The sequence below is a fragment of the Rhodomicrobium sp. genome (assembly GCF_047605405.1).
Taxonomy (GTDB): domain Bacteria; phylum Pseudomonadota; class Alphaproteobacteria; order Rhizobiales; family Rhodomicrobiaceae; genus Rhodomicrobium; species Rhodomicrobium lacus.
The window spans coordinates 204,592-210,591 of sequence record NZ_JASGFR010000001.1; the positions used below are offsets into that span (position 1 = coordinate 204,592).

At 55.5% G+C, this 6,000-nt stretch carries 4 protein-coding genes; 1 reads left to right on the forward strand and 3 read right to left on the reverse strand.

The window, feature by feature from the left end; all coding sequences use genetic code 11:
- The first annotated feature begins 44 nt into the window (after positions 1-44).
- Entirely contained in the window at positions 45-551 is a 507-nt protein-coding gene (locus QM659_RS00930; RefSeq protein ID WP_415187027.1) for a Bro-N domain-containing protein, read from the forward strand.
- A gap of 207 nt (positions 552-758) precedes the next feature.
- Here the strand turns inward: QM659_RS00930 and QM659_RS00935 are convergent, their stop codons facing one another.
- From QM659_RS00935 to QM659_RS00945, 3 genes are all read right to left on the reverse strand, one after another.
- Complete coding sequence (locus QM659_RS00935; protein WP_415187028.1) at positions 759-1,382, reverse strand: hypothetical protein; 624 nt, start codon at positions 1,380-1,382, stop codon at positions 759-761.
- 490 nt (positions 1,383-1,872) lie between these two features.
- Positions 1,873-4,080, reverse strand: a complete 2,208-nt coding sequence (locus tag QM659_RS00940) for a hypothetical protein (protein ID WP_415187029.1) — start codon at positions 4,078-4,080, stop codon at positions 1,873-1,875.
- 389 nt (positions 4,081-4,469) lie between these two features.
- Positions 4,470-5,828, reverse strand: coding sequence for a tyrosine-type recombinase/integrase (locus QM659_RS00945; RefSeq protein ID WP_415187030.1), 1,359 nt, complete (start codon positions 5,826-5,828; stop codon positions 4,470-4,472).
- Positions 5,829-6,000 lie beyond the last annotated feature (172 nt).

Consider the following 6,000-nt stretch of genomic DNA (forward strand, 5'->3'; position numbering starts at 1 on the left):
TATTCGTCCCCATGATCTTTGGACACCTTGGGCCTTTCCCAGCCATGTCCACCACCAACACGCCGCAACTATTCAATTTTGAGAACAACACAGTTCGCGTGTTGGAGCGAGACGGGGAACCTTGGTTCGTACTCGCATATGTCTGCCGGGTACTAGAGCTTCGTTCTGACAATGTAAGTCGAAGCTTGGCTTCAGACGAAAAGAATACCCACTATATTACAGGGGGAAATCGCGGAAATCCGAACGTCACCATCGTCAACGAGAGTGGCCTCTACTCCATCATCATGACCTCCCGCAAAGAGAGCGCACGGCGCTTCAAGAAGTGGGTCACATCTGAAGTCCTGCCGATGATCCGCAAAACCGGCATGTACGTGGAGAAGGGTAAGCTCGAAGACATGTTGAGCGACCCAAGAAAGCTCCGCCATCTGGACGCGGCTCAATTCAGCATCTTCCACACCGCACGGGTAATGACGCTGTGCTGCGGCCTGGCGGAGCTTGGTGAACATGCACCGCCGAAGTTCGGGGGCCAAAGGCTGAGACGGTGTGGATAAAGGGTCATCAGCGTAGCGTGAGACTAGGCTGGACGGGCGAAAGGGACGGAGAGAAGGGCGTGAAGGGTCCGAGCAAACGCCCGTGGAAACTCGCTCTGTGCAGGCTGCACGTACCATGGCGAAGAGCATCAAAAGAACCGCGTGACAGGCCGGAATCTTCCGATGGAATCGAGGTGACGCCCGCCATGATAGAGGCGAGCGCTAATGTCATTGCTGACGCGCTAGATGGGTTTGTTTCTCGGAGTTCGACGGCGAACCAGATGTGGGCAGTTTTGGTCTTTGAGGCAATGCTTTCGAAGACCTCAGGTAAACCCAAATATGAATTGCGTATTGACCGAGACATTCGGCTTGCGCGCGGTATTTGGAGAACTCTGAAAGTACGTTTTTCCTTTTTAGATTTTTTGCTCTTGGATTGTTATTCCAGTAGTTTGGCTCTACTGAGAACTCTAAACTGTCTGTATTTAGTAGTATATGCAATGGAGCATGCAGAGCATCGTTCCTTTTGTTAGATAGTTTGTCGACCTCATTCAGGAGCCAGACTATTTCATCTGATGTGTGATCTTCTTTCGAGTTAAACATCCTCCAAGACGCTACTGCCGATCTTAGCATATCCCTCTGAGCACGGTCACTTGGTGTGGAATTCCAGACGGCCAGCGGAATATTAATGTTATTCGGCGACATAATCACCGCAAAGATAGTTGCCATACTATCCTGCAGCGCATTCCATTCTCTGGTTAGATACCCTATTTCGGATGCGACCGAACGGAAAGCATCGTTGAATTCCGAACGTGGAACGTCTCGGGCACCACGTCTTTTTGCTTCTTCTGTCATGCGTAGTCCTTTCGTAAAACTGAACGAAAGGGAGCGCCCGTATTGCACTCTGGAACAAACAGACGCATGATACAGGGGCTATCGGCTCAAGCGGGCGCTTCCCGTTTGGCCACAGGGGTTGATGCAGTTGCGATGCATCAACCCCATAACTCGCACAAAGCAAGAACAGAGTCGAATCCAAACTATGCCTGAGTAGCAACTTCCATCGGTCGAAGAGGGAGACGAGCAGCGCCGCGCCGCACTGCTTTTGAAGTTGCTTAAGACACCGCCGACGCCACGCACACAGCGCGATAAAAAGGCGGACAGTTCGCTTGGCGAAATGGATGACGGCAAACGGCGGAAAACTTAGAAGCTTTGTGGCCCCGGGCCTAATTGATCGATGAGCCGCTTTTCATCGTCATCCTCCAAACGAGTTTGTGACTTCCCCGCCCCTTTAGGGTAAGGGCTTGAAAAGAGTGTGGCAGAGCCCTCTTCGATGCGGTCGGCTCATCTATTCGCGACCTCCAAAGGTATTTCCTCCAAAGGTGTTGCCCCCAAAGGGGTTACCTCCGTAAGTCTTGCCTCCGATCTTATCTCCATAGACGTTCTTGCCGTTATACCGAGGATGCTCTCGGTCATACTTGCCGAGGTTCTCAGGAAGGTAGGGCGTGATGGCGTTGAAGAAGTCTGAGTGACGCTCTTGAACCTGTGAGGCTCTGTTCGCCGCCTGCATCTTCGTGTCGGTCTCCATGGCGGAGCGCACAGCTTGGATGTCAGAGGCGCGAATCGCGGGGGTGTCGATGCGGACGAAGCCCCCGTTCTCGTCCTTCACGGGAACCATCACCACGCCGCCGTCCCACTTCACGACCTGGAAAATGCCGTTCCTGAGGGGAGCCAGAGAGAGGCTTGAGGAGTTCGGAATACCAAGTTCTTTAAAGCGGGCTTCGTTGTCCTTGAAGACCTTATCAAGGATTGGCTGAACGTACTTCTCATCGCCGGGAGCAATGCCTGGGGCGACAACAGCACGACCGTTGATGTAAGCGGAAGCTTTCAGGTAGCGCTCAGAGGCACGCTGAATGGCTGTGTCTTCGTCAACACCATCGGCCTTCACGTACACTTCAGCCAGCTTGATTATCCGCCTACCCATCTCCCCTTTGTTGGCTATGGTGCCACTGAAGGGGAGCCACGAGTAGTCCATAGAGGCGGCTTTGTCTCGGATTGCTTGGAGCTTACCGGCTGTCACCGAAGGGACCTGATCGTTCAAGTCCGAGGCGGCAATACGAGCCATCTCGGCTGAAGCTTCGGCTGGCGTGCGGCCACCCTCGCGGACAAGAAGTGAATAGGTCTCGTAAAAGTCCTGAACATTCTTCGGGAGGTGTTCTTTTAGGTACATCCACCCGTGTTCTCGATCCGCGATGTCGTTATACTTCTGGGCGGCTTCCTGAATGCGCGCCGCCGCTTCAGGACCGGTTCCTGTGTTGATGCCTGCACCACCCACGGCCGCGACAAGGCGGGGTATCCATTCAGGGTGCTTGACGTTGTTCTTGGCGTAGACATCCACTTCCTTATCGAAGTCCTCTCGGCCACCGTTGACAGCTCTGGTGGCTTGAAGAAAGGAAGATGCTGCGGCGTCCTTCCGATCCTTGGCCGTGAAAGAGACCGTCCGGCTTCCGTCTACTCGGTTCGGCACTGAAAAGTTATCGATAGCCGAGAAGTCCCCGTTATTGCGACGGAGGGCTTCCACGTCCGATGCCAAAACGGCACCCTTGATATCTGCCTCATCGGCATCTCCGAGGGACTTCATAGCGGCGATGCGGATGTTGTCCACGTTGCCCGCATGTCTCGGGATGGACGACAGAGGGCCAATCCTGAGGGCTTGGTTGTCCACCCCAGCACGATCACTCCCAAGCATCTCAAGGACCTGCTTTGCTTGCCTCGGGTCCTTCGCCTTGTTGGCCAGGACACCCAAAAGCAGATCGTCGATATCGTTGTACTTGAGGTCAAGGGTGCCCCCCTTCAGCCTCGGTCCGAACTCCTTGTAAACGCTCCGCATGCCGTCCGAGAGCTGTTGACCGTTGAGGCCATCTTCGATCCCGTAGGTGATGAGGAGGTCCAGCTTGGCGCTGGCGATGTCTTTGATGTAGTTGTTCTGGTTTTCACCGAGCGCCGCTTGATGCTTCTGAGTGACACCCTTTCGGAGAGCATCAAGAGACTGCCCGAAGTGGGCCAGAACGCCGGGTTGGCTCTGGAGCATCCCGACAACCGGCTTCGCCTTATCCATGACGTACTGGTCAGGATTGAAGTCAGGGGTTCCAAACTTCGGGTCTCGTTGAAGCTCGGCATCCATCTGCCCTGCAAGGTCGGTGGTGAGCTTCTCAGCCACGTCCTTGTGAACGACAGTAGCAATCAGGGGATCGGCATAGTAGGGATGCGTCCCCGCTCGGATGGCCTTTAGCTGGTCATCACTGACTGTAGCCGCCTTCCACGTCTCATATTCCCCTAGGTGCTGTTCCGTCAGGAGCTTCTTCTGACCCACTTCGTCATGAGCCATCTTGGCCCGGAGGTTCTGGTTGAAGTGTCCAAGGGCGGAAGAGAGGCGTTCCCAATCGTTATTGATTGGAGCCTGCTTGCTACCCTCAAAGGTATCTGAGGGGAGACGTGCGGGTTCGATGGGGTCCGGGGGCGCGAGGTCTCGAACCTGGATGCGGCCATTAGGCATAAGCTGCTTGGCCTCCTAAAGTGCCCTTGGGGTTCATGAATAGCTCCTGCGTTCTGGTTCCTCTTTCGAGAGTGAGGGGAAAGGGAACCACGGTTGACGGTTTGAAGTAGGTGAATGTGTCCTAGACATCGTCGGATCGCTTGGCGTCCTCGCACTCCGGGGATGGAGCGGCTTGCCATGAAAGCGCGGATTCGACCTCACCGGCCTACAGGGATCGGGGGCAAACGCTCTTCAAGGCGGGAGTGCCTGTCTCGATGTGTGTGTGAAAGCTGGCCGCTGGATCAAGCGCCCTTCGGGACAAGCTGACCACGGGCCTTAATTGGGCCCCAGCGCCTCGGTGATCGCGATCCTCTCCGACTTGCTGGGCCTCTTTACAAACCGGAGATGAGCTATTCTGGAAGCCTTACGGCTTCGATGCATGCCCGAAGCTGGTCCAAATCGGGTCCACCAGAGTACAGGCCAAATGTCATTCCCGTTCGTTTATGACCAACAACGGTAGCTATGGTGCCCTCAGGAATGCCCGCACGTTCTGCCTTGGTAATGAACCAGCGTCGGAACGAGTGGAAGTTTACCAAGCTACGGCGTCGGCCCGGGCGCGTGTCGTCTACACCGACAGTCTTCCTGTACCGCCCAAACGCTTTTACCGCTGGCATGGATCGCTCTTGCTGCGTTCCCTTCGGAGGCTCGGGGATGGAAGGAAATAGGTCCTCAAGTGGCCCCTTGTTTCGCACAAGCTCCTCCGCGAGATCAACCAAAGCGGAGTGGATAGGCACCGCCCGCTCTCCAGCCTCCCTCTTCTGGGCCTTAAAACGGAAGAGACCATCCGCACAATCTTTTACCCTAAGGGACACGATTGCGTCGATACGTGCTCCTGTAAGCGCGGCGATCCGCATGAGGGGACCGAGGGCTTCCATGTTTGGCTTTCCGGCTAAGAGATTCCTCACCTCGTCGTCCGTGAAAGACCGTTCCAGTTCATCTCGCTGCGGGCGTTCCTTCGGCAGTGATAACCCGGTCCATACGTTCTCTTCGACATGGTCCCTAGCTTTCAACCACTTCCAGTAGGCTGAGAGCGAGGAGATGTATTTGTTCGTCGTCCGGTTCGTCAGTCGTTGCCCGCCTTGAGCAGATGCCGCGATTTTGGGGAGGTCCGCAACGAACCTTCCTGCCGCCTTGCGGGTGATTGCCTCGATTGTCGGTGATACGTTGTGACCGCGTGCCCACTCGTCGAGGTAGCGTAAAGACCTCTTGTCGTCGCCCTTAGTGCGCTCTTTGCGGTTCACTTCTTGCTCGTGCCACGTGTCGACAAGCGTCAAGAGCGGAGTGGCGATCCCTAGCGCGATCTTCGAATATAGCGCAGCACGGGCTTCTCCATCCTCGCTAAATATCGGCTCTCCCGTATCCCCGCATTCGTCCACGGGAGCCCCAAGGAGTTGGTCAACACGTATCGAGATGTACTCTTCAGGGCTTATTCCACCGCACCCCTCTCCCCCATTTAGGACCGTTTCCCGCATTCTTAGGGCTTCTTCAAGGAGAGGGTCCTCGGGCGTGAACGTCGCCGCAAGCCTGATCTTCCGCTTGAACTCTTCGACAACCCCCCACTTAAGGCGGTTTGCGACCACGAGACTGTCGGTGTGAAGAGACTTCTTAAGCTTGGCTCCGAGCTTCCCCTGAAGGTTCCGTGGGACTGCGACAACCACACGCCATTGGTTGCCGTGGGGCTCAAGATAACGTCTGTCGTATCGGCTCATGGTTTGCCTGAGGCTCCGTTGAGACCCCAAGCTAGACCCCAATTGCGACCCCAATGCGACCTAGAATTACCCTTGAATTACCGGGAATAATGGCATATTGTTCGGTCTAGATGAGGTTCCTGGCGCCCCAGCCAACCCGAGGTTGCGCCTGAAAGCCGCCATAGCAAAGACT